The sequence below is a fragment of the Acidimicrobiales bacterium genome (assembly GCA_022452035.1).
Classification (GTDB): Bacteria; Actinomycetota; Acidimicrobiia; order Acidimicrobiales; family MedAcidi-G1; genus UBA9410.
On the sequence record JAKURV010000024.1, the window covers coordinates 1 to 22,213 of the forward strand.

Annotated in this window: 24 protein-coding genes; 16 read left to right on the forward strand and 8 right to left on the reverse strand. The window is 61.6% G+C overall.

From position 1 onward, the window contains the following. The 3 genes from MK181_08630 to MK181_08640 form a co-directional block, all read left to right on the forward strand. A partial coding sequence (locus tag MK181_08630) for an ABC transporter substrate-binding protein (protein ID MCH2419864.1) occupies positions 1–1,023 on the forward strand: 1,023 nt, incomplete at its 5' end. A gap of 185 nt (positions 1,024–1,208) precedes the next feature. Next, positions 1,209–1,901 (forward strand): ABC transporter ATP-binding protein, encoded by a 693-nt coding sequence (locus tag MK181_08635; GenBank protein MCH2419865.1) that lies wholly within the window; start codon positions 1,209–1,211, stop codon positions 1,899–1,901. Beyond that, the gene (locus tag MK181_08640; GenBank protein ID MCH2419866.1) at positions 1,888–2,820 is read left to right on the forward strand and encodes an ABC transporter permease; all 933 of its coding nucleotides are present in this window, start codon (positions 1,888–1,890) and stop codon (positions 2,818–2,820) included. Before MK181_08635 ends, MK181_08640 begins: the two co-directional genes overlap by 14 nt. 78 nt (positions 2,821–2,898) lie before the next feature. Here the strand turns inward: MK181_08640 and MK181_08645 are convergent, their stop codons facing one another. Beyond that, positions 2,899–3,726, reverse strand: a complete 828-nt coding sequence (locus MK181_08645; protein ID MCH2419867.1) for a glucose 1-dehydrogenase — start codon at positions 3,724–3,726, stop codon at positions 2,899–2,901. A gap of 59 nt (positions 3,727–3,785) precedes the next feature. Beyond that, on the reverse strand, positions 3,786–4,163 hold the full coding sequence (locus tag MK181_08650; protein ID MCH2419868.1) for a nuclear transport factor 2 family protein: 378 nt from the start codon (positions 4,161–4,163) through the stop codon (positions 3,786–3,788). Positions 4,164–4,282: 119 nt separating this feature from the next. On the opposite strand from MK181_08650, the gene MK181_08655 reads away from it, so the two are divergent. Next, positions 4,283–4,978, forward strand: a complete 696-nt coding sequence (locus MK181_08655) for a nitroreductase family protein (GenBank protein MCH2419869.1) — start codon at positions 4,283–4,285, stop codon at positions 4,976–4,978. Between the two features lie 20 nt (positions 4,979–4,998). Further along, entirely contained in the window at positions 4,999–5,445 is a 447-nt protein-coding gene (locus tag MK181_08660; protein ID MCH2419870.1) for a nuclear transport factor 2 family protein, read from the forward strand. Here the strand turns inward: MK181_08660 and MK181_08665 are convergent. After that, the gene (locus MK181_08665; GenBank protein MCH2419871.1) at positions 5,442–6,080 is read right to left on the reverse strand and encodes a TetR/AcrR family transcriptional regulator; all 639 of its coding nucleotides are present in this window, start codon (positions 6,078–6,080) and stop codon (positions 5,442–5,444) included. The genes MK181_08660 and MK181_08665 overlap by 4 nt on opposite strands. A gap of 75 nt (positions 6,081–6,155) precedes the next feature. On the opposite strand from MK181_08665, the gene MK181_08670 reads away from it, so the two are divergent. The 6 genes from MK181_08670 (at position 6,156) to MK181_08695 (ending at position 12,482) form a co-directional block, all read left to right on the forward strand. Then, on the forward strand, positions 6,156–7,418 hold the full coding sequence (locus MK181_08670) for an acyl-CoA dehydrogenase family protein (GenBank protein ID MCH2419872.1): 1,263 nt from the start codon (positions 6,156–6,158) through the stop codon (positions 7,416–7,418). Between the two features lie 75 nt (positions 7,419–7,493). Next, positions 7,494–8,249, forward strand: a complete 756-nt coding sequence (locus tag MK181_08675; GenBank protein ID MCH2419873.1) for an SDR family oxidoreductase — start codon at positions 7,494–7,496, stop codon at positions 8,247–8,249. A 53-nt stretch (positions 8,250–8,302) separates the two neighbouring features. Then, positions 8,303–9,055: a ThuA domain-containing protein gene (locus MK181_08680; protein ID MCH2419874.1), complete on the forward strand. Its 753-nt coding sequence runs from the start codon at positions 8,303–8,305 to the stop codon at positions 9,053–9,055. 65 nt (positions 9,056–9,120) lie between these two features. Continuing rightward, positions 9,121–10,065, forward strand: coding sequence for a thiamine pyrophosphate-dependent dehydrogenase E1 component subunit alpha (locus MK181_08685; GenBank protein MCH2419875.1), 945 nt, complete (start codon positions 9,121–9,123; stop codon positions 10,063–10,065). Then, positions 10,062–11,075: an alpha-ketoacid dehydrogenase subunit beta gene (locus MK181_08690; protein MCH2419876.1), complete on the forward strand. Its 1,014-nt coding sequence runs from the start codon at positions 10,062–10,064 to the stop codon at positions 11,073–11,075. The genes MK181_08685 and MK181_08690 overlap by 4 nt, the downstream gene beginning before the upstream one ends. Before the next feature lie 6 nt (positions 11,076–11,081). Continuing rightward, positions 11,082–12,482, forward strand: coding sequence for a 2-oxo acid dehydrogenase subunit E2 (locus tag MK181_08695; protein MCH2419877.1), 1,401 nt, complete (start codon positions 11,082–11,084; stop codon positions 12,480–12,482). Here the strand turns inward: MK181_08695 and MK181_08700 are convergent. The 5 genes from MK181_08700 to MK181_08720 form a co-directional block, all read right to left on the reverse strand. Further along, positions 12,467–13,294 carry a ThuA domain-containing protein gene (locus MK181_08700; GenBank protein MCH2419878.1) on the reverse strand — a complete coding sequence of 276 codons (828 nt, stop codon included), beginning with the start codon at positions 13,292–13,294 and terminating at the stop codon, positions 12,467–12,469. The genes MK181_08695 and MK181_08700 overlap by 16 nt on opposite strands. A gap of 10 nt (positions 13,295–13,304) precedes the next feature. Further along, complete coding sequence (locus tag MK181_08705) at positions 13,305–14,441, reverse strand: aromatic ring-hydroxylating dioxygenase subunit alpha (GenBank protein ID MCH2419879.1); 1,137 nt, start codon at positions 14,439–14,441, stop codon at positions 13,305–13,307. Between the two features lie 104 nt (positions 14,442–14,545). Beyond that, entirely contained in the window at positions 14,546–14,752 is a 207-nt protein-coding gene (locus MK181_08710; GenBank protein MCH2419880.1) for a hypothetical protein, read from the reverse strand. After that, positions 14,752–15,867, reverse strand: coding sequence for an aromatic ring-hydroxylating dioxygenase subunit alpha (locus MK181_08715; GenBank protein ID MCH2419881.1), 1,116 nt, complete (start codon positions 15,865–15,867; stop codon positions 14,752–14,754). Before MK181_08715 ends, MK181_08710 begins: the two co-directional genes overlap by 1 nt. A 303-nt stretch (positions 15,868–16,170) precedes the next feature. Beyond that, positions 16,171–16,530, reverse strand: coding sequence for an antibiotic biosynthesis monooxygenase (locus MK181_08720; protein MCH2419882.1), 360 nt, complete (start codon positions 16,528–16,530; stop codon positions 16,171–16,173). Between the two features lie 521 nt (positions 16,531–17,051). On the opposite strand from MK181_08720, the gene MK181_08725 reads away from it, so the two are divergent. The 5 genes from MK181_08725 to moeB all read left to right on the forward strand — a co-directional run bounded on the left by MK181_08725 (position 17,052) and on the right by moeB (position 22,191). Continuing rightward, entirely contained in the window at positions 17,052–17,684 is a 633-nt protein-coding gene (locus tag MK181_08725; protein ID MCH2419883.1) for a zinc-binding dehydrogenase, read from the forward strand. Positions 17,685–18,070: 386 nt separating this feature from the next. Then, the gene (locus MK181_08730; protein MCH2419884.1) at positions 18,071–18,604 is read left to right on the forward strand and encodes a cob(I)yrinic acid a,c-diamide adenosyltransferase; all 534 of its coding nucleotides are present in this window, start codon (positions 18,071–18,073) and stop codon (positions 18,602–18,604) included. Positions 18,605–18,624: 20 nt separating this feature from the next. Beyond that, the gene (locus MK181_08735) at positions 18,625–20,085 is read left to right on the forward strand and encodes a leucyl aminopeptidase (protein ID MCH2419885.1); all 1,461 of its coding nucleotides are present in this window, start codon (positions 18,625–18,627) and stop codon (positions 20,083–20,085) included. Between the two features lie 104 nt (positions 20,086–20,189). Beyond that, positions 20,190–20,993 carry an NAD-dependent deacetylase gene (locus MK181_08740; protein MCH2419886.1) on the forward strand — a complete coding sequence of 268 codons (804 nt, stop codon included), beginning with the start codon at positions 20,190–20,192 and terminating at the stop codon, positions 20,991–20,993. 22 nt (positions 20,994–21,015) lie between these two features. Next, positions 21,016–22,191, forward strand: coding sequence for a molybdopterin-synthase adenylyltransferase MoeB (gene moeB, locus MK181_08745; protein ID MCH2419887.1), 1,176 nt, complete (start codon positions 21,016–21,018; stop codon positions 22,189–22,191). Positions 22,192–22,213 lie beyond the last annotated feature (22 nt).

Genomic DNA, 22,213 nt, shown 5'->3' on the forward strand with positions numbered 1-22,213 from the left:
CATGTGGCCGAGCTGGCTACCGGCTGGATGACTGAGAACGCAGACGTTGTTGCCGGCTGGATTGCCGAAGCAGCAGCCACTACCAGTTGGGCAGAGACCTACGCCCTCGCCGAGCCGACGCACATCCGACAGACCTGCGCTCCGGCCATCGCTGCCCTCCCCATGTGGGTTGCGCGAGACACCGGGATGTTCGGTGAACTGAACCTCACGACCGAATGCGTTCAGATCGGTAGTGGCCCGGAAACTGCGGCGGCCATGGCTGCAGGTGAGGTCGAGATTGCGACCAACATCTACAACAACATGATCCCGCTGGTCGCTGGCGGATTTGATGTTGTCGGCTGGTATCAGCAGTTGGAGGTCAACCTCTTCGACGTCATCGTTGATGTCGACTTCCCAGTTCCGGAGGGTGCCGATTGGAAGGAAGTCATGGCGGCCCTCGACGGGACTAGCGTCGGCGTGGTGGCCCGCGGAGCCGCCGCTGAGGACCTGGCCCGCGAGCTCATGCGGCTTGCTGGTCTCGATCCTGAGAACCAGACCTACGTCGCCGTCGGACTTGACCCGCTCTCAGGACTGGTCAGCGATACGACGCAGTGGACGGTCACCTTCGATCCGTTCATGGTCATCGCAGGGCTGCAGGGCCTCGGCTACCAGCCGTTTGCCCTGATGGAGAACGAGGGACCGTCGAGTCTCCACTGGCCTGGCCTGAGCCAGACGTCCTTCCGGGGCTATGTCGAGGAGAACCCGGATGTCATCTGTGCCTTCTCGGCTGGTTTGAACCGGGCTGCGGCGATGATCGCCGACCCGGCCAACCTGGAGGCGGTCGTAGACATCGCGCTTGACAACCTGCCGATGGACAACCGGGGCTTGGTGACGGCAATCGTCTCGAAGTACACGGACAAGTTCAGCCTGACTGGAAAGGCCGACCGGGACATCATCTCCACCATTGGTGAGTTGTCGGTAGAGGTGGGCAAGGCAGAGAGTGTCCTGACAGCAGACGACCTCATTCTCGAGCCCAGCTGCTGATCGGATAGGCACTACATACCTGAACACCTGGGGGCCCGGCGTTAATGCCGGGCCCCCTAGGTGCCAGTATCCAGGCTTCTTGATTCGAATCTGAGCTGCACATGCCAACTCCCGCGGTCGGGTTAGAAGACGTTTCGCTTGTTTTCGGGGCTGAAGATGACACCTCGGTTCTTGCCTTGGACACGGTGAGCCTTGAGATTGGAGCAGGGGAGTTCGTCGCAATCGTCGGGCCTAGCGGCTGCGGGAAGACGACAATCCTTAACCTCCTCTCGGGTCTGATCCCGCCCACTGCGGGCACTGTGAAGCGAAACGGGCAGGAGGTCGACGGACCAAGCCGAGACATCGGATACATGCTGGCCCGCGCAGCCTTAAGCCCATGGCGTAGTGCGCGGCGCAACGTCGAACTCGGCCTTGAGATCCATGGGGTGAATCGTCAGGAACGTCGGCGCCGCGCTGAGGAACTTCTCTCCCTGCTCCACCTCGACGGCTTTGCCAACGCCTTCCCGAGCCAACTCTCCCAGGGAATGCGACAGCGGGTGGCGATTGCGCGGACACTTGCTATCGAACCCGCCCTGTGGTTATTAGATGAGCCCTTCGGGGCACTCGATGCCCAAACAAGAATGGCCGTCCAGTCGGAGTTCGTCGGCCTGTGGGAACAGTCGGAAGGATCGACAGTGATCCTCGTTACCCATGACCTAGAGGAAGCTGTCCTGCTTGCCGACAGGGTCATCGTGATGACCGCACGCCCGGGTCGGATTAAGAGTGACACAGCGGTCGATCTACCAAGGCCCCGAGTCATTGACGAACTTCGATTTGACGACCAGTTCAGAGAACTCGAGCACCAAATCTGGCAGGAATTGCGCGATGAGATCATCTGACGAAGAGAGAGAAACTCAGGCCCACAGTGCCGGACGACTACCCATCCGGTTCGACGTCAATAGCCTGGACCTGAAGCGCTCTCCCGCCAGGAAGGTGCTGGACCGGGTTGACCTTCCAGTCCAGGCTGTGCGCCTGATCCTCCTCGCCCTGATCCTCTGGGTGTGGCAGAGCGAGAGGATCTTCGACGGTGTGTCGCTCCTCGGATTCGAGATCTTCCCAGAGATCCCCGCTCTCTTTCGAGGTACACCCAGCGGGGTGTGGGACTACATCTCCAAGACCTGGGATGACAGCGTGTTCTGGGGAGACGTCAAGGTCACCTCTCTTGAGGCACTGCTCGGGTTCGTCTACGGGTCGAGTGCAGGCCTGGTCGTCGGGCTACTGCTTGGAAGGTTCCGACGACTAGCTCGCATCTTTGCTCCATTCCTCATCATCACCAACGCCGCACCGAAGGTCGCGTTCGCTCCGATCCTCATCCTCTGGTACGGCGTGGACATCGGATCCAAGATTGCTCTAGCCACGATCATCGTCTTCTTCATCGTGCAGATTCCCGTTCAGGCCGCTGTCGGTGGGATCGATCCCGATCTGGATACCGTGGCCTCCTCGTTGGGCGCCAGCCAACTGCAGAAATTCCGTTTAGTTGTCCTACCAGGGATTCTCGGACCCCTCTTTGGAGCACTTCGTCTCGGGTCCATCTATGCGATTCTCGCTGCAGTGTTCGGCGAGTTCATCGCTTCGAAGCGAGGACTTGGCCAGCGACTGATCACGGCAAGCAACCAGTTCAACTTTGGGGCTGCGTTCGCCCTGATCCTCATCCTCGCCTTCTTGGCCCTCCTCTTCAACTTCGTCATGGGAGTCCTTGAACGTCGCTTGTTGAGATGGCAAGACGACGGTGGAAAAGGAAGCGTCATCTCCCTTTAGACAGACGAGAGGCTCGGACCCGATCGGGTCTTAACGAGCCCAGACCGGATGGCACGATGAGCCCGGTCGAGAACCGCCTCAGTTTCGATTTCCCGCTTCGGAGTGGAGGCCTGGTTCGGCCACATGAAATTTCGCGACGGTTCCAGCGTTTACCTGACCGCCGTCGATGACCAGCGTGTGTCCTGTGATGTAGCGGGCTTCGTCGCTTGCGAGGTACACAGCCGCGCCCGCGATGTCGCCGACTTCTCCAGCAATCCCTAGTGGCGATTTCGACTGGATTACTGCCGCTGCTTGTTCCAGATTGCTGTGGTCGCCAGTCATAACATCAGCGGTCATAGCGCTGACTGTGTTCCCGGGGGCGATGGCATTGACTCGGATCCCATGGGCCGCCATCTCGGATGCGACGGTTTGGGTAAGGCCGATCACGCCGCGCTTCGCAGTCGAATAGGCGTGGGGACCAAGGCCGCCGGTGATACCCGCAATGCTCGACGTGTTGATGATGCTGCCAGACCCCTTGGGAATCATTACGCGAGCAGCGTGTTTCGAACCAAGGAACGCTCCCGTCAGCAGGACGGAGATGGTTCTCTCCCAGTCCTCGACCGAGGTGTCAGCGATGGACCCGACTGCACCAAGGATGCCAGCATTATTGAACATCACGTCCAGTTGGCCCCACCGAGCGACAGCCATGCCAACCGCTGCTGCCACATCGTCTTCCGACGTCACATCGGTCAATGCGAACGCCGCCGAGTCGCCGAGTTCAGCGGCAAGGGATTCGCCGATTTCCTGTTGGATGTCCGCGAGAACGACTGACGCACCCTCGTCCACGAACCGGCGCGCTGTTCCGGCGCCGATGCCGCTCGCAGCGCCGGTTATGACGGCAACCATGCCGTCCAGGCGACCCGACATCTGATCTCCTTGCTACTCGTCGTTCTTTCGCTGTTGCAGCCCGTGTCCGGGCACCGGCCTCAGGATCCTGGGAGTTGGTTCTGGAAGGTGGCAAGGTCGAAGTAGTCGCGCCAGAGGCTGATCTCCCCGTCCGTTACCTCAAACATTCCAGCGACCTCGAGCTCAACCCACCCGTGAGCCATCTCGAACCGATCAAGTCGTTCATTGAATACCAAGTTTCCTTCTGCTGCGCTTCGCAACACCGGCCATTCAACCGTTAAGCAGGAGCCAAGCAGTGGTTCGAGGATGTCAAGGACAGCCACTTTCCCGTGGACCTTGCCAATCGGGACGTTGTCGTATTCGCACTGGCTCGAAAGGTGGGCGACAGCGGCTGCAGCGTCGCGTCGCTCGATCGAGGCGATAAAAGAAGACACGACCTCGGTCGGAGTATTCGTCACTGCATGACTCCTTTACGGTTCCGGAACCGGACTACACGGACCTTATTGTCGAAGTTCCGCAGGAACTAACCGAATGGTTATTTCTTTTCATCTTTGCGAGATAGGTTGCCCCATTGTTGGTGGAACCAAAGGAGCGGTCCATGGATGTTCTGGAGGCCATCTACACAACTCGTGCAATGAGGCGCCTCTCAGCCGATCCCCTGCCCGAAGGCGTGGTACCGGAACTCTTTGACGCAGCGATACGCGGACCGTCTTCGGGCAATCAAATGAGACTCAGATTTCTCTGTGTCACCGACTTGAAACTTCGACAGACCATCCAGAGGATCTACCGAGAGTGTCTCGATGAGTTGAACCAGACCCGCTACGCCGACACCCAGTCGATGCTGGCTTCAGGAGACCAAGAAGATCCGGCCTATCAGCAGGTGTTCGCGATCGACCAGTCCGCCCAATGGCTGGCCGACAACCTTGATCAGCCGCCAATGTTGATCTTCGTGTTCGGCCATGCGGGGGGTGAGACAACGACGCTTCCCTGTCTATGGAACCTTTGCCTGGCCGCTCGGGCAGAGGGTCTAGGAACGGCAATCACGACATTGCTCAAGGTCCAGCGGGCGAGAGTGGAGGAGTTGCTGGGGCTTCCACCCGACGGCCCCTGGCAGATGCACGCCATGGTTCCAATCGGCTACCCACTCGGACGGTGGGGTGTAGCCCGACGGAGGCCGGCCAATGAAGTGGTGTACTCCGAGCAGTGGGGTGCACCGGTTACTTGGACGGTCGATGAGCCCTGCTTCTCCGGCGACGAGAACAGAGTCGGCTGAACCACATCTAGAGTCGACACATGGCCGAAATCCCAGAGGTTCAGCGGCTTATCGATGTCCAGGAGATCATCGGCCTGACCATCGCGTACTGCTGGGCATTGGACAGCAGGAAATGGCATGAACTCGAGTCAATCTTCGATCCCGACGCGGAAGCGGTCCTGGGTCGGACCAGGGTTAGTGGCCTAGAAGCTATTAGCGAGCATTGTCGGAGGTCCCTTGAGGTACTAGACGTGAGCCAGCATCTGGTCGGCAACCATCAAGTTTCCTTGGAGTCGGACCTTGCAACGTGTCGGTGTCAGGTGATCGCCCAACACCGGCGTGACGGAGCCCCCGGGGGGTCGTCTTGGCTTATAGGCGGGACTTATGAGGATCAACTGCGAAGGACAAAGGCGGGTTGGCGAATATCGCGTCGTGTCCTGAGCATCGCCTGGGCTGAGGGGAACCGCGACGTCCTGGGTTCTACCTAACCAAGAGGCTGTTGAGCATCGAAAGCGATCCCATCTCTGAGGACTGCTTTGATCCCGTCAATCGCCAATCGCTGACCCTCAAGGTCTTCGATAAACGCGTCGGTGAGTCCCACCGTGAGCGTCTTCATGAGACCATCGATCAGCGGACCTGACTTCTCGCCTATCTCCCCAGAAGCGATGCCGGCCGCCACCAACTCCGCGACGAACCGGTCGCGTATCGGCCATCCCCTTGCTTGTAGACCATCGCGCAACTCCGGAACGCGCTGGGAGTCGATTCTGTACGAGGCGAGAAACTTGGCGAGAGTTGGATCATCGCGATTTAGCGCATGTGCTGTCTCAAGCATCATTTCCAACTTGCCGACCATTGTCTCTTGACCTTCGAGAGCGATAGCAAAGCGCCGGTACACGTACTGATGAGCCTCTTCCTCGACAGTGCAGAAGATGTCGAGTTTCGATGAGAAATAGTGGTAGATCGCGCCTGTGGTGATACCCGCTTCATTGGCAACCATCCGGTTAGTGGTGCCCTCATAACCGTGATCGCCAAAGCATCTTCGGGCCACGTCAATCAGACGACCACGAGTTTCTGCCGAGTCGGTATCCGGTGGCCTACCGAGCTTTGTCATCTTGGGGGTCACGATTTTCAGCGTAATGGCCTGTATCACTAGGCCCTGAGCCCGCGCCGAATATACCGATCGATTAGATTTCTTGTCGTGGAGGTCTCCCTCGAAGAATTCACTGCTGAGGCTGAGGCGTGGTTCGAGGAGAACGCTGAGAGGAGACCTCGGGGTCCAGCAGATGAGGAACCCTCCGGGGGAACCGGGGCGTTCAGCGTGGCGGTGTTCCACGCTCTTTCAGAAACTGAAGAACGGTTACTCCTCGAGGATCTGAAGTCATGGCAGCAGCGAAAGGCGCTAGTCGGCTACCACGCCATCTCATGGCCGATATCACAAGGAGGCTTAGGCCTCAGTCGAGAGCACGCCCAAGCATTCTCTTCTCTGGAACGACGCTTTGAAGTACCGGCGCGACACGAGTCATTCAGCGTCACAACTGGACTGGTAGCCCCCACGGTAAACCTGCTTGGTACAGCGTGGCAGCGTGACGAGTTCGTCTCCCGTTTCCTCTCAGCCCAAGAATTGTGTTGTCAGTTATTTTCAGAACCTGGGGCGGGGAGCGATCTGGCAGGACTCGGATGCAGGGCGGAAAATGATGGCGATGAGTGGATCGTCAACGGTCAGAAGGTCTGGAGTTCTGGAGCGCAGTTCTGCGAGTGGGGCGAACTGATTGCCCGGTCCGATCCCACTGCCCCAAAACATCGCGGAATGACAGCATTCCTGGTCCCAATGGACTCTCCGGGCATTGAGATTCGACCGATTCGACAGATGAGCGGAGGGTCCTCGTTCAACGAGGTCTTTTTCGACAACGTCAGAATTCCCGACTCGTTACGTCTCGGAGCTACCGGCGATGGGTGGAACGTTGCATTGACGACACTCGGATTCGAACGAGACAAGTCAGATACCGGTGAAGCCGGCGGAGCTGCGCGAACGGGCGGATCATGGGATCAACTCCTTGCCACGGCGAGAACCACAGGATCCACTAACGATCCGGTGATCCGGCAACACCTCATGCGTGTCTACAGCCACGTGCAAGTCGAGGGCTACCTCAACCGGAGGGCAGCTGACCTGCGAAGTGGCGGAACACCCGGCCCAGAGGGATCGCTCGGGAAGTTGATGTGGACCGAGGGAATGAATCTGATCTCAGAGGTGGCTTGTTGCGTGTTGGGCCCGAAGTTGATTGCCGATACTGGCGAGTGGGGTACGTATGCCTGGACCGAACACGTCCTTGGAGCCCCTGGATACCGGATCGCCGGTGGATCAGATGAGGTACAGCGAAACATCCTGGGAGAACGAGTCCTCAAACTGCCAGGAGAGCCCCGGGTCGACAAAGGCCTGGCCTGGAAGGACATTCCCCGTTGATCAGTGGCGGCTAGAGCTCCCCATCTAGACCACCTGATAGAACTAACCGGACAATTACTTTGACGGAGGTATCCCATGGATCTTGGGCTGGTCGGGAAGAGGGCGCTCATCACAGGGGCGACCAGAGGAATTGGTCGCGCAATTGCAGAATCGCTCCTCGCCGAAGGCGCAGCAGTAGCCATCTGCGCCCGCAACGAGGACGAGGTCCAAGACGCCGTCGCTGAGTTAAGTAAGGCCGGGAGCGCGTTCGGAGTCGCTCTAGACGCGTCGGACGTCGCCGCGGTGGAAACCTGGGTCGCAACGTCTGCGGATGCCCTGGGAGGAATAGACATTTACGTCCACAACACTTCGGCAAAACCTCAAAAAGAACTTGCCGACTGGGTCAAGAACTACGAGGTCGACCTGCGGGCCCTTGTCGCCGGGGTCACAGCGTCACGGTCCGCTCTTGCCGACGGAGGCGGGTCGCTCATCAGCATTGGCACCACTGCAGTAGCTGAACATTTTGCGAACGGCTCCGGTAGTTACAGCGCGTTCAAGGCTGCTGTGACCAACTGGACGCTCGGACAAGCCCAGGTACTAGGTGCAGAGGGCATCCGGTGCAACGTGGTTTCCCCGGGGCCAGTCTGGGTTGAGGGTGGGGATTGGGACGCCATCAGTTCCGCAAAACCCGAGTTCTTCGAAGCCACGCAGCAAGCCCATCCCCAAGGCGAGTTGGGCACGGTTTCCGATGTGGCATCCGTAGTCGCTTTTCTTGCCGGTGATGTTTCTCGCCACATCAACGGAGCCAACATCACTGTTGACGGCGGGTTCCTCAAGCGGGTCGACTACTAGACGCCGCAGCCAGACCAGAGGTTGCCCTTGTGACGAAAACCCTGACGGATCCAGTGCGCCGCTGTAGAGCGCATCTAGTCGCAGGAGGCCGATTTCACGACATCGACTTCGCCCGACGTGAACTGCTTGCCCTTCTAGCCGAGCATGACCATGTTCGGACCACGGTCTCCTCTGACTGGGAAGACTCGGAAGAACTCCTATCGAGCGAATTCATCATTAGCTACACCTGCGACGTGAGGCCCTCGAAGAAGGCTCAACACGAGATTCGGTCCTGGCTTTCTCAAGGGGGTCGGCTTTTGGCCTTACACGGCACAAATGCCGCACTTGAGTTCGGGGGACCACGAGGGGTCGAAGCCCCGCGTTGCTTCCCAGATTGGGCTGAGACTCTCGGAAGCCAATTCGTCGCCCATCCTCCCATAGCTCCGTATCTCGTCGAGATGTCTCCAGGCAGTCACTGGTTGACAGCCGGCATCGACCCATTTGAGGTCGACGATGAGTTGTATTTGATGGAATATCCCGATCGGGACTCTCTCGAGGAACTGATCTACACGCGCTGGCGGGGGGAGGCTCCCTCGTTCGCGGAATCGGACTGGCAGGACGGTCCCGAAGACCACCTCATCCAGTACCTACGCCCGATTGACGAAGGAGCAGTTCTCTACAACACCCTCGGACATTGTCGCGGCCACTGGGACATGCAGCCGATCAGTGACTGGTACCCCAAAGTCGAGAGATGTTCCTGGGACTTGCCGCAATACTACGAGTTGCTCCGCCGAGCGATCAGGTGGGCGATGGAGTGCGCGAAATGACTGGCCCGTTTGAAGAACCAATCGCAGAACCCTCTGCTGAAGTCCTCAGGGATCTCCATCGAAGAATGGTTCGCATCCGACTCTTTGAGGAGGCAGCTGGTCGACTTTTCGAACAGGCGCGAATACCTGGCTTCATCCACCTCTACGTGGGACAGGAGGCGGTCGCCGCCGGAGTCTGCTCCGCGTTGCGTGACGGCGACCAGATCAGTTCAACCCACCGGGGCCATGGCCACCTTGTTGCCAGAGGCGGCGACCTCAACCAGATGATGGCCGAACTCATGGGTAAATCAACTGGCTACTGCAACGGCAAAGGGGGGTCCATGCACATCTGCGACCTGGACCTAAACATGCTCGGGGCAAATGGGATCGTGGGCGGTGGCGTCCCGATCGCGGTTGGAGCCGGGTTCGCGAACCGATACCGCGGAGCGGGTGACGTCTCGGTCGTCTTCTTCGGAGACGGCTCTACCAACATCGGTGCCTTCCACGAGGCCGCCAACATGGCGGCCGCCCTGAAGCTGCCGGTGGTCTTCATCTGCGAGAACAACGAATACGCCGAATACACCAGGAGGGACCGGACAATGGCGATCGATGAGGTCGCCGAACGAGCTGCCGCCTACGGCATGCCGAGCATCGTCGTTGACGGAATGGACGCGGTGTCCGTACGGCACGCAGCCCTCGGTGCCTTGCAGTGGGCCAGAGAGGGGAACGGACCATCATTCGTTGAGTGCAAGACCTACCGCTACTACAACCACCACGGAGTCCAGACCCTCGGAATGAAGTATCGGCCGGACGAGGAAGTGGAGGAGTGGAAGGCGCTGGATGCCATAGAGCGGCTTGAAGCGAGAATCGTTCAGGAGCAGGCCATGACCAAAGGCGACATCGAGGCGGTTCGGGTGTCTCTCGAGGAGGAGGTCCAGGAAGCGGTGACCTTTGGTGAGTCCAGCCCAGATCCTGATCCGACCGAACTCCTCGACCACGTCTACTCAGAGCCACGATCGGCCGGTCAATGAAGGAGTCGAGCGACGCCGGTCGCCAACTGACCTACCTCGCGGCGTTCAACGAGGGAATGCACCAACTGATGGCCGAGGACCACGACATCTTCGTCGCTGGTGAAGATGTCGGGGTCCAGGGCGGCGTATTCGGCAGCTTCGCCGGCCTGCTTGAAGAGTTCGGAGAGAGCCGAATGGTCGACACCCCGATCAGCGAGCAAGCGATCGTGGGGCTCGGCATCGGGGCAGCCGTTTGCGGTCTGCGGCCCATAGTCGACCTCATGTTCATGGACTTCGTGCTGGTTTCGATGGATCAGATCGCCAATCAAGCGGCAAAACTTAAGTACATGTTTGGAGGCAAGGCCTCCCTTCCGTTGACGATCACCACGAACGCAGGAGCAGGTCTCTCAGCGGGAGCCCAACACAGCCAAAGCCTCGAGGCCGTGCTGTGCCACATACCTGGGCTCAAGGTCGTCGCGCCGTCCAACCCACGCGACCTGAAGGGACTACTGATCGCGTGCGTCCGTGAGGACAACCCGACCGTGCTCATCAAGCACAAGAAGATGTTCGGAGTCTCCGGACCTGTTCCCCAAGAGTTGTATGAGGTCCCAATCGGGGTTGCGGCCACCCTGCGGGAGGGGTCCGACCTGACTGTCGTGTCCTACAGCAGGATGGTGACCGAGGCTCTGGAGGCTGCCGAATGCTTGGCGACCGAGGGCATCGAGTGTGAGGTGATTGACCTCAGAACAGTCCAACCGCTGGATATCGAAACCGTGATCGCGTCGGTCCGCCGCACCAATCGGCTGGTAGTCGTCCACGAGGCCGTTCGCTTTGGTGGGCTAGGTGGCGAGATTGCTGCGCAGGTCCAGGAGCACGCGTTCGATTACCTCGATGCGCCAGTCGGACGCGTCGCAGCACCTTTTGCTCCAGTTCCCTTTAGCCCAGCCCTCGAATCTCAGTATGTTCCCGATGCGGCCCGAATCGCCGAGGGAATCCGCGGTTGCCTCGGCCTACGGCCATTCATCGGGTAGGACGCCATGGCCACCGAGTTCCTGATGCCCAAGCTTGGCTTGACCATGGAGGCCGGCACGATCATCGACTGGCTCGTCCCGGACGGTGCCGAGGTTTCGGAGAACACGCCGGTGCTCTTGATCGAAACCGACAAGGTGGAGACCGAGGTCGAAGCGGGTAGCGCAGGAATTCTTCGGCGGTCCGGGGAGGTGGGCGAGACCTACTCCTGTGGAACGCGACTGGGATGGATCCTCGAAGTCGGAGAGAGCCTCACAGCACCAACCGGTGAGGAAGAGCGCCGTGTCGATCGGACCGGCGAGCAGTCCGGGACCCAGTCCCGACAAGGTGAAGACACAGTTGAGCTTCGCGAAAGTGAAGGCGACGCTTCCCAACGGCTGATGACGTCGCCCAATGCCCGGCGCGTCGCCGCGAATCTGGGGATAGACCTGGCCGAGATCACAGGCTCTGGCCCCGGCGGCCGGATTGTCTCTAGCGACGTCGAGTCGGCTGCGCTCTCAGGGGCTTCGATGTTGGGGGGTGCGCCTGATCGCCACGCATCGATCGAGGGGCGACCCACCTCGGCCAGCTTCGCCGCCCGGCAACTCGCGGACCAGTTGGGCGTCCAACTATCGGCTATCTCGAGTGCTTCCGTTGGACAGCGAATCACTCGGGAGGACGTGCTTCATCACACCCGGGGCCTTTTGGCGGGGCCAGACGGTCAGAAGACTCCTGCTCCGGCCCTCCTGCAGACCCCAACGTCCGTCATACCAATGACCGGGATGCGACGCGTCATAGCTGAGCGCATGCATTCGTCGTTGCGTGAGATGGCACAACTCACGCTGATGATGGACGTCCACATCGACGGACTCGTGACACATCGGGAGCAGTTCTCCGACACGGGTCTGACACCCAGTTACACGGATTACGTGATCGCCGCCACTTCACGGGCCCTTGTGAAACACCCGATTGTGAATAGCCAGCTGACCGACGAAGAACTTGCCCTGCTCCCGGAGATCAACGTCGGCCTTGCAGTGGCGTTGGAGGAGGGGGTGGTGGTTCCCGTAGTACGGGGCGCCGACCGCTTGTCGATCACTGACCTGGCGACGGAGACTTCGCGACTGTCCTCAGCCGCTCGAGGCGGAAAACTTCGACTATCGGATGTAGAAGGTGGAACATTCTCCGTCACCGCCCTCGGGATGTATGGAGTCGACGGCTTTACGCCGGTCATCAACCCTCCGAATACGGCGGTTCTGGGCATAGGAAGGATTCGAGAGCAGGCCACTTGGAACGAAGAAGGGCGAATCGAAAGGGCTCGGGTTCTGACACTGAGTCTGACCTGGGACCATCGGGCCTTTGACGGAGTTCCGGCCGCCGAGTTCGTTGCAACCATTCGCGACCGTCTCGAGAGCGCTCAGTTCGACGGTTGAACCGGTGGGTGCTCAGAGGCCCAGTCGTGGGCCCCGCTCGAGGACACCCAGGAGATGGCGTTTCCAACGGACTTGCGATAGTTAGCGTCTCCGTAGACATCCGGTCCGTCACCGAACTGCAGATAGACAACGGGCGAGTTGCCAGCCCGCTTGGCCCAGGCCACCAGGTTGCTGCCATCGGGATGAGACCAACCTTTCTTGCTGTCTCTCTGTCCCCGGATGGCGAGATTCGCGGAATAGAAGTTGTCGGCGGTGAAGGTGTGGTGGCTCTGCATCAGAGGTGTGACGTCACCTTCAAAGACTGTGAACAGGTAGACCTCGTCCCGGATCTCGAAAGTGGGCTCTAGGCCAGCGCAGACAGGATGGTCGATCTCGACCACCTCGACCGTGTGCCGTACCCCATGCCGGTAGCCAGAGTCCGGCAGCGATAGGCCATGTTCGCCTTTCGATTGGTAGTTGAAATAGCCGCCGACGATCTGGGCGTACCTGGGCCAGGCTGGCCATCCGGCGATGGCATGGTGGAGGAAGACCATTCCCTGTCCACGCTCCAGCAGGGCGATGAAGTTTTTGACGTAGTCATTCGGAGGCTGATGGAGCCTGGCTGGAGGTTCATGCCCTGTGAACTCGATTCCGGGCATGTCGTAGAGGACGAATACATCGATCTCGGACGCGGCGTCAACCGAGAAGAGCGCTTGCGCGGCAGGGTGTTCGATCTGGAACCAATCGACCTCGAGGGACTCGAAGACCGCCCGGAATCCCTCTTCGTCGAATCGGTGGCCACCGGTGATGACGGCTACTCGCGGACGCTTCACCTCCTCCCACTCATTCCGGAAAGGTTGTCTCCATAGTTGAGAGAAGGTCCCGGTAACCGTTCATGTCGCTGGCTTCCACAAGCGCGTCCACCCACTGATGGAACCTTTGCCCACCTACCTCATTTCGGCCAAAGAGCACCGACCTTGCGGGGTTGCCGCGCAGGGACTGTTGGATTCCCTCGCATGTCCGGTAGTCCTCGTCACGGACCACGCCGAGGAGAAACTTCATTTGCTCCTGGATCAGAGACAGTCGGTGATCGTCGACCGGTTCCTTGGTCAAGAACGACTGGGTGGTTACAGATTCGAATGGCCCACTACCTGGAAATAGTTGGGAAACCATGTACAGGGGTCCGTCGCAATCGAAACAGGCGATGGAGACATGGGGGAAGATCGTCCAAAGGCCACCCAGCAACTGATCCGTTTCCCATTCCTCTTCCGGCACACCGTCAAGTTGCAAGAACCGATGGTCCAGCGGACTCACCCGCTGATGTGGTCCCCAGGCGTCATAAATCCCCCGGTTGCACCAGTCGGATCCGAACGTCTCCCGGTGGAGGTAGGGGATGTGGTACAGGTCCAGATAGCCGTCGTAGACGATCTTCCACCCTGGCCCCGGAATGGACTGTTGGCCAACCAGATGCGCATCGGCCAGTCCGAGGTTTTCGAGCATGTCGTCATACCCGCAGAGGAACTCATCAAAGTGCGGATCGACACCCGGCACGACGCTGCCGAACACAAGCCCAGCACGCTCGATGCAAGGGATCTCGATGAGTCCGTCGCAGTCAGCTACGAGATCGCCGAACAGCGACCGATCGGTAATCCCAACCAACTTTCCCTCAGCGGAGTAGGTCCACGCGTGGTAAGGGCAGGTGAACCTCTTCTTCGTTCCGTGCCCGTCATCGACCAGCCGCGACCCTCGATGCCTACAGGAGTTGATAAAGGAGCGGACTATCCCGTCGGCACCTCGCGTGATGAGGATTGGTGTCCCTGCGACGGTCAGCGCCCGGTAGGTGTTTAGATCGCCGAGTTCGGGTCCAATGCCCAGTACGAGCGGCACACGGCGGAAGATCCTTTCAATCTCCAACTCCCATCGCGCCGGATCGGTGTACTTATGAGCAGGAACCTCGTAGACCTGATCGCCGAGAGGCATCGTCCCCAATCGCGCGTGGTTGAGCGTTCGTCGAGCCTGATCTACGAGAAGCTCTCGGCTCCCAGCCGAGGTGGGGCTACCCATTCTTGGCTACACCTCAGGGTTCAATCGGCGTCGTGCATTCGGTGGTTAGGCGCTATTGGGCCAGCGATCCAATTGCACATCTGAGGGTCGCATTCTCGGAGTTCTCCGGAGACCCACCGCCCCTCACCAGTGAATACCCCCGAGCGGGCGCCGTCGGTCACGAGAACGTTTCCATGGCCGTCCTGCTCATAAAGGGCATGGCTGAAGGGGTGCCTGATGCCGAGCATCAGTTACCAACCCAATCAGTAAGCCGTTGGTGCAGCCACCGAATCTTGGATTCCTGGTAGTTCGAGAGCGTGATCCCGGGCTTCCTCGCCGTTTCCAGACCCCTCTGCACCTTCGCCATATTGAAGAGGTCCTGGTCGAAGACCTTTCCCAACATGCCAAGCTCCGTGGCGTTGGTGAAGGGCTCGTCTTCCTCCAGCCAGTGGATGGGCGCCGGCTCGGGCTTCTCGTCGCCGTGAGGCGCAAGGAAAATGCACTCCATGATCGAACTGCGATGGTCGTCGCCGTTGGGGCGGAACCGATAGAGGATTCGGTTGAACGCCCCCCACGGATGGAGGTTGGGGAAAACCGTGTAGTCGATGCTGTCCATCATCTCGGCGTCCGACATCTGGTTCACCCGATCGCCGGCGGCCGGCCGCCAACGATCTCGACTCGCTTCGGCTGCCATCTCGCGAGCGGTTCTCCCGCTAGGCATTGCGGTTGGCAGTTCCTGGTCGACCCGGACGTCCATCAGCGTCCGCATAATCTGCTCCTCGGAAGGTTCCCACTTCAGATGGGGACTGGGTGTCCCTCCAGGAGTAATCACTCGAGCAAAGTTCTCCCATATGTCGACCTGGCTGTTGCAGTCTCCTAGGTAGGGGAGAATCTGGGGATGCGTCCCAACGACATGGAAGGCTTCGCTGAATGCCTCCTGGGTGATCTTCCAGTTCGCGCGGATGACCTTTGCGACATGGGCCTGCTTGTAACGGTGTCCGAAGTCCCAGCACTCGAAATGCTGGACGATCTCACCGAGGAAGTCGTGCAGGGGTTCAGCATCAGGATCCGGGTTGATGAACACCATTCCGGCCCAGATCCCGACGGCGCACTGCGGGAGCACAAAAGACTCAGGTTCAACATGGGGGAAGTCCCAATCCGCGGGCACCTTCTTTAGATCCCCGTTCAGTTCCCAGGTAAAGCCGTGGAAGGGGCACCGGATTTCACTGCACCGTCCGTCGTATTCCTTAAGCAGGCGACCGCGGTGGAGACATGCATTTGGATATGCCCGGATCTCATCGGGCGCTACCCGGACTACCAGGTAGGAGGCTCTGACGATCTCGTAGATGTAGTAGTCGCCCACCTCTGGGATCTCGTCTTCACGACAGGCGTATTGCCAGACACGACTCCAGAGCCTCGACACTTCGCGTTGGTGCCACTCCGCAGAGATGTAGCGATCGATTGGGATATCAGCGTCGCCCAGGTATTGGGGGGACTCAAGACGCAAAACGGCAGGGACCTCATGCGTGTCGCTGTCCAGAAGTCCCTGATAAGAGATGCCAGGGGACCGAGGAGTCTCGCTAGGTCCATCCATGGGGTTAAAAGTAACCGGCGAGTCAATTAGTGTCTAGTGGTGCGTTCTGGGAGAAGTCGGGATCCTCTCGGCTCAGTCCGATTGACCGGCCGTGAAGAAGTCAGCTCGGGGTAGGTGGTTGTCGTCGTAGACGGGCTCCGCGAGATCAATCCTGTACTTAAGAGTTTCGGATCCGACAAGTCCGGATGACCGCAGGAGATCTCGCATGGCAAGGTAGTTCGGGTGTTTGAAGTGCGCAGAGAGGCAATCCTCATCAGTCCAGAGTTCGTAGACTTGAATCCGCGTCGCGACGCAAGGATCTGGAGCGAAGGAGTAGGCGCGGCACCCCTCTTCCCCTTCTCTCGTGGCCAACTGGAGGACACTGCTCTGAGCCGTTGCCTCGTCCCGGGCGTCCGAGTTCTGGAACTCAAGGGTGCCAGCAATGATGATCATAGAAATCCTCTCGGGCTAGGGGAGGGGTCCGATCCGTCCCCGTCTGGGAGCGAGAACGTAGTGCCTGGAAATCAACGGACCCGTTCTGAATCGGGTTGGTTCGGACGACAGATCGGAAAACTGTGATGCAGGCAGGATTGATCACAGGGCTAAACCAACTCGAATTTCGCGAGTTCCCTTACCCGACCCCCCGGCCAGGCGGGGTCGTCGTCGAGATCAAGTACTGCGGTATCTGCGGGACAGACGTCCATGCATACCAGTCAGGTCGGCCCTACCCCCCTGCGGTTTGTGGACATGAATGGGTAGGTGTTGTATCAGCCGTCTCGCAAGACACTGGCCGGCTTAGTGAGGGAGATCGAGTTATTGTCGCTGTCCCTTCGGCTTGCGGCACTTGCGATCATTGTGGGCATGGTCGTCAAGACCAGTGTCGGTTGGTACGGGCGGTTGCTACTGGTCGCGACACCCAAGCCCCCGACCACGGTGGGTTTGCGCCTGCGATCGCAGTTTCGGCAAACCGGGTTATGCCTGCCGAAGCGGCGCTTACCGACGTGGAGGCTGCGCAGGTTGAACCGACGACAATTTCGGTTCACGCTGTTCGACGAAGCGGCGTGGGGCCTGGAGACAAAATTGTTGTTCAGGGCGCTGGTCCTATTGGCTTGTCTGTGCTCCAGGTAGCACGGGCATACGGAGTGGACGAGGTGCTGGTTGTTGAGCCCGATGAAGATCGACGAACACTGGCCCTAGAGTTGGGAGCGGACTTGGCGATCATCCCGGAGGCAGCAGCCGAGATTGTGCTTGAGCGCACTGGGAGTACTGGCGCCGACGCTGTTATCGAATGTGCCGGCTTTCCTGAGACCGTCGAGACCGCGGTCGGGTTCTGCCGATCTGGGGGAACCGTGTGTCTGGTTGGCATAGCCGACGGCCCAGTTTCGGTTACTCCGCGAGAATGGATTGCCCGCGAGGTGACAGTGGTCTCAGCCCTGGCCTACCTCCACGAAGAGTTCCAAATAGCGATGGAGTTAATTGCAGACGGCCACGTTCAAGTTCAGCAGGTTCACTCTTCGACCGTTGGTCTCGCCGACCTTCCTGCTGTGATCGAGAGACTGGCCGGAGGCAGTGGCGAGACCAAAATCTTGGTCGACCCGACTCTGTGATTCTGAGCTATCACCACGGGGACCTTCAGCTGGGCTGGGTGTGCTTGTAGTCCGAGCTATCGACCGCGGGCTGTTTTGCTATGGCCGACGGGCATGGGCTCAGTACTGAACGGCACCATCGACGACAGCTACAACGGCCTGCTGGGCTGGTTCTGGGTGGCGTGCTCGGTGACCTCCATCGCCCCTGATGGCCCTAACCCGGGCGGCCCTCCGAGAACGCCAGTACACGGCCGTCATGGCGGCCACCGGCCTTCTCTACCTGGCCATCCTCACCGCCTTCGGCATGGACCTGGTGGCCCGAGCGACGCTGGCCTGAGGACCGGCCGGTCCGAGGCGGTTGGCGGGCCACGGGTAGGATCCGCCGCCGAAGGAGGCTCGGAACGGCGATGAAGGTGTACACCCGTAAGGGGGACGACGGGACGACTGGGCTGCTGCACGGCGGCCGAGTGGCCAAGGACTCGCCACAGCCCACGGCCTACGGTGACGTGGACGAGGCCCAGGCGGTAATCGGCCTGGCCCGGGCGGTGGCCGATGGCGAACTGGCCGGAATCCTGATCGACATCGAGCGCGACCTCTGGGTGGTCATGGCCGAACTGGCCTGCAACCCGGACCGCCTGGACGAGGCTGGCTCTCGTCCCGGCCCGGAGATGGTGGACCGCCTCGAGAGCCTCATCGACGACGTCTCAGCCCGGTTCGACCCACCGACCGAGTTCGTGGTGCCGGGTGAGGACGAGGTCTCGGCCCGTCTCGATGTGGCCCGGGCGGTATGCCGCCGGGCCGAGCGTTCGGTGTTGTCAGCTGCCGCCCCCGGATCCTCGGTGGTGCCATACCTCAACCGTCTGTCCGATCTGCTTTGGACCCTGGCCCGCTGGAGCGAGGGCACCTCGGTTACCGCCCGCTCGCTGGGCGATCCTGACTGACCGTCCCAACGAGGAGCCCCATGGCCATCCAGTTCTCCACCGCCCGCCGTGCGCCAGCCCGGGCCGAGGTAGTCGCCCATGGGCTGACCGCCGAGGCTTTCTCGGGCGACCAGCCGTTGCCGTCCGGCTTAGACCGCGACGCCCTGGTGAGCCTCGGCTTCACGGGCCAGGCCGGACAAGTCCAGGTGGTGCCCGGCGACGGCCGCCTGGTGGCCGCTGTCGGGTTGGGTCCAGTCGACGGGATCGACGCCGTCGGGGTGCGTCGGGCTGCCGCAGCTCTGGCCCGCTCCGTGCGGAGCCGCCGCTCGCTGGCCGTCGACCTGGCCTCGGCGGCCCGGTCCGACGACCTGTCGGAGGCCGACGCCGCCCACGCCGTCGTGGAGGGGTCAGCCCTGGCCGTCTACCGGTTCGGCTACAAGTCCACTAAGGACGACGACCACCTGGCGCGAGTGACGCTGGTGGGGAGCACGGCTGCCGGGGTGCGGTCGGCCGTTGAGCGGGCGACCGCCGTGGTGGACGGCGTGACCCTGGCCCGCGACCTGGTCAACGAGCCGGGCGGGAGCCTGACGCCGCCCAAATTCGCTAACCAGGTCCGGCGCATGGCTCGCGACCGGGGCCTGACCGTCAAGGTCCTGGACGAGGCGGCCATCCGGCGGGCCCGCCTGGGTGGCCTGCTTGGCGTGAACCGGGGCTCCACCCAGCCGCCCCGGTTCGTGGAACTCACCTACACCCCGAAGGGGCGTCCGAGGGGGACGCTGGCTCTGGTCGGCAAAGGGTTGACCTTCGACGCCGGCGGCCTGTCCATCAAGACCGGGCAAGGGATGATGGACATGAAGATGGACATGGGCGGCGCGGCGGCCGTAGTGGGCGCCATGTCGGTCCTGCCTGCCGTGGCCCCCCGTTGCCGGGTCCGGGCCTACCTGCCCATGACCGACAACATGTTGGGCGGTGACGCCACCCGGCCGGGCGACGTGTTGACCCTCCGCAACGGCAAGACCATCGAGGTGCTGAACACTGACGCCGAGGGGCGCCTGGTGCTGGCCGACGCCCTGTCGCTGGCGTCGGAGGCCAAGCCGGATGCCATTGTGGACCTGGCCACCCTGACCGGAGCTTGCATGGTGGCTCTAGGCCCACGGATCGCCGGACTTATGGGGCGCGATGACGGCTTCCTGACCCGGGTCGAGGAGGCGTCGACCCGGACTGGGGAGCGGGTGTGGCGCCTACCGCTGCCCATCGACTACCGGTCGATGGTCGACTCGTCGGTCGCCGACATGAAAAACATCGGAGGGTCATACGGCGGAGCGCTCACTGCCGGGTTGATTCTGGGCGAATTCGTGGCTGACGGGATCCCGTGGGCCCATCTGGACATCGCCGGCCCGGCGTTCGCCGACGGTGACGACGGCGAGGTGGTCACGGGAGGAACGGGCTTCGGGGTCCGGCTCCTGGTCGACCTGGCCTGCACCTTCACTCCCGCCACCTGACCGGCCCCGACCGGACTCTGATAGGGACTTCTAGCACCTTTCAATTCCCTCAGTTTCGCCCCACCACGGTGGCGGAGGCTGGGCCGTCCTGCGAGGCTCGCCGGATGGACGCTGATCTCGTCGATGCCGTCGACCGGGCCGCTTCGCTGGTGGCCACGGCGACCTCGGTCACCGTGCTGACCGGTGCCGGCATCTCCACTGACAGCGGCATCCCCGACTTCCGGGGACCGAACGGGGTGTGGACCCTCAACCCGGAGGCCGAGAAAGCCTCCGACATTCGGGTCTTCGTCACCGACCCGGAGGTCCGCCGGGCCCGGTGGGACGTCCTGGCCCACGGCGGGATGTGGGACGGAGTGGAGCCCAACGACGGCCACCAAGCCCTGGTCCCTCTGGAGGCCGACGGGCGCCTCCACACCCTGGTCACCCAGAACGTAGACGGCCTCCACGCTCTGGCGGGCAGCAACCCAGCCCGCATCGTGGAAATCCACGGCACGGTCCGCGAGGCCATGTGCCTGGGGTGTGACTGGCGGGCCCCTATCGACGTCGTGCTGGACCGTGTGCGGTCCGGCGACGCCGACCCTCATTGCGACCGGTGCGGCGACCTCCTCAAGTCGGCCACCGTGAGCTTCGGTCAGGCCCTCTTCCCCGGTGACATGGAGCGGGCCGAGGAGGCCGCACGGGCCTGTGACCTACTGCTGGCTGTCGGATCCACTCTCGGCGTCTACCCAGTGGCCGCCATGGTCCCCGTGGCCGTGCGCCACGGCGCCGCGCTCGTGGTGATCAACGGCTCGCCCACCGAGATGGACCACCTGGCCGACGTGGTGGTCCGCGGTTCGATCAGTGAGGTACTGCCCCGGATCGTTGGCGGTCGGACCGGCGATTCAGGATCCGTGGTGGTCGAATCCTGACCTACTCGGTAGGATTTCCGGCATGGCGACCTTCCGAGACCTCCTAGCCGACGCACGCTCCCACATCCGGGAGACCGACCCGGCCGGTGCCGAGGCCCTGCTAGCCGACGGCCACCTCCTCCTCGACGTCCGCGAGCCCGACGAGTACGAGCAGGGGGCCATTCCCGACTCGCTGCACATCCCCCGGGGCAACCTGGAGTCCAACGTCGAGAACCGGGTGACCGACCGTGACCAGCCCATCGTCGTGATGTGCGCCGGCGGGGTGCGGTCGGCGTTCGCCGCCGACACCCTCCAGCAGCTCGGCTACACCGACGTGGTCTCCATGGACGGAGGCTTCAACCGGTGGAAGGACGAGGGACGCGACTGGCGCACCCCGCGCACCCTGAGCCCAGAGCAGCGCAACCGGTACCAGCGCCACCTGCTCCTGCCCGAAGTAGGCGAGGAGGGCCAACTGAAACTGCTGGACGCCTCCGTCCTCATGCTGGGGGCCGGCGGCCTCGGCTCACCGGCCGCCATGTACCTGGCGGCCGCCGGCGTCGGCCGTATCGGCATCATCGACATGGACGTGGTCGACGAGTCCAACCTGCAGCGCCAGATCCTCCACAACCGTGACCGGGTGGGGGAGCGCAAGGTCGACTCGGCCAAGAAGACCCTCACTGCCCTGAACCCGGACGTGGACGTCGTCACCTACGACGTGCGCCTGGGCGCCGACAACATCATGGACATCCTGCCCGAGTACGACGTGGTGGTGGACGGGGCCGACAACTTCCCCAGCCGCTACCTGCTCAACGACGCCTCGGTGAAGCTGGGCGTTCCCGTCGTCCACGGCTCGATTTTCCGATTCGAGGGCCAGGTCACCGTGTTCGACCCGCGTAACGGCGTCACCTACCGCGACATGTTGCCCGAGCCGCCGCCGGCCGAGTTCGCTCCCAGTTGCGCGGAGGCCGGCGTGCTTGGCGTGCTGCCCGGCATCGTGGGTTCCATCCAGGCCCTGGAGGCCATCAAGCTCATCCTGGGCCTGGGCGATGGCCTGTCGGGGCGCCTGGTGGCCTTCGACGCCATGGACATGTCGTTCCGGGAGTACCGCCTGCAGCGGGACCCCGAACTCGAGGTGACCTGGGAGAACCGGGACCGCATCGAGGTCACCGAGCTGGACGGCCTCTGCATGCCGAGGGTCACCGCCCCGCCCGAGGGCTGACCGACCCCGGACGCGTCGGGGT